Origin of the sequence: Planktothrix sp. FACHB-1355 (assembly GCF_014748295.1) — a bacterium.
Lineage (GTDB): Bacteria > Cyanobacteriota > Cyanobacteriia > Cyanobacteriales > Aerosakkonemataceae > Aerosakkonema > Aerosakkonema funiforme_A.
In genome coordinates this window covers 1-1,580 of record NZ_JACJUP010001354.1, presented here as the reverse complement: position 1 = coordinate 1,580, position 1,580 = coordinate 1, and the positions used below count along the sequence as shown (strand labels likewise).

Annotated in this window: 1 protein-coding gene; it reads left to right on the top strand. The window is 40.7% G+C overall.

The features are described from left to right. The coding region (locus tag H6S82_RS32350) for a Nif11-like leader peptide family natural product precursor (RefSeq protein WP_191057434.1) at positions 1-527 on the top strand (527 nt) is incomplete at its 5' end. Between the last annotated feature and the right edge of the window lie 1,053 nt (positions 528-1,580).

The window sequence follows — 1,580 nt, the reverse complement described above, 5'->3', positions numbered from 1 at the left end:
ACAATTTTTGTATGGAGATCGAACAAGATGCGGAACTCAAATCCCAACTAGAAACCGCTGCAAATCCGCAAGCTTTTTTTGAAATCGCCGCCGAAAAAGGCTATGAGTTTAGCGCCTCCGATCTGCAAGTTGCGATGGGCTGGGCATTAGAGAAAATAGAACTCAACTCCGACGAACTCGACGACTACGAACTCGCTGAAGAGGAGTTGGAGATGGTCGCCGGCGGTACGTTTCGCGCCTTGGCAATGATGCGAAATAGTTATTGGCACGAGACTGGTATTTGCGTTGACTCTCAGTGTTTTTACTTAAGCTATGAATCATCATCACAGCGAGCGTTACTAGCCCAAGCAGTCAAATATATGGAGAAATGGCAGTGGAAGGGTAATGGTGAAGTCGAAGTCTTCGATACCGATGGAATAAATGATGGACGAACTTCCTATACCTTGACTGGCTTGGTTTATAACGGGTCTACTGCGGGTAAAACGTTCGACTTTTCCGATCTGAATAAATGGCAGATCGATTTCTAAATACAGTCGCTCTACCGTACTTACAGGCTGTTTGCAAACAAATATGTATGAAGGATATATAAACCGGGTTTCTTGGAGAAGATTAGGCCATAAAGAGTGGCTTGCTCAAACAAGAAACCCGGTTTTTGCTGGCTTAACCTAATCTGGACGGGTCTTTAGAGCTTACGCTCAAAAATGTTTCTTCTGTTACAAAAAAGCATGATGGTGGGTTAGGACACGAGAAGTTAATGATTGCTTTTGGTGCTGAATTTATTGCCCGTGCCTAACCCAGCCGACATTTAAATAAGTTTTTATTATTGCCACAAAAACGGGATATCCCAAAACAGCCGCTAAGAGTAATAAGTAAAGTTAATTAATTTGCCCAAATCCTTGCTGGATAAGGCTTGCTTATGGCTAAAACGCGGTTTTGACCCCAAGTATCCAAAAGCGGTTGATTACGAATTAGTATGTTAAATAGTACCTACGTTACTGAGATCTAACGTCACCTTAGATGTCACATACTATTCCGGAAGATAGAGTTAAAGAATGTGACAACCTAAAGTCGGAAAAATAACTTTTTTAAGATAGACTACTCTAGTAAGACTAAAAAACACATCGGAATAACGCATGAGAAACCGGTTTTTTTAAGGTAGGCACAAAAAAATATCCTACTTGGGATACTACTAGGTGGCAGACTACTTTTTAGATAACAGTATCCATCTCGTTCCCCGGCTCAGCCGGGGAACAAAGAAAGGAGGCTCAGCCTCTAATCAAACAATCTAAACTTAGTGGCGTTCGTGTTAAAACCACGATTTTTCAAACAATACTTCGCCATTTTATCGTTAGTTGGGTTGAGGAACGAAACCCAACCTACAAATCGAGCATTTTTCATTTTGGTGAAAGTATTGTTCTAAAATAGAAATAGTGGCAGCAAAAATTAGTTTTACTCAAATTTAAGAGCGGATGCAACTGGGCAGGAAATTGACTGAATATTGGGACAGACTAGAAAGAAATTCAGAGGTATCTACTGATGTTACAAAATTTGATTCAACCGATTAACGCCGAAGATTTACC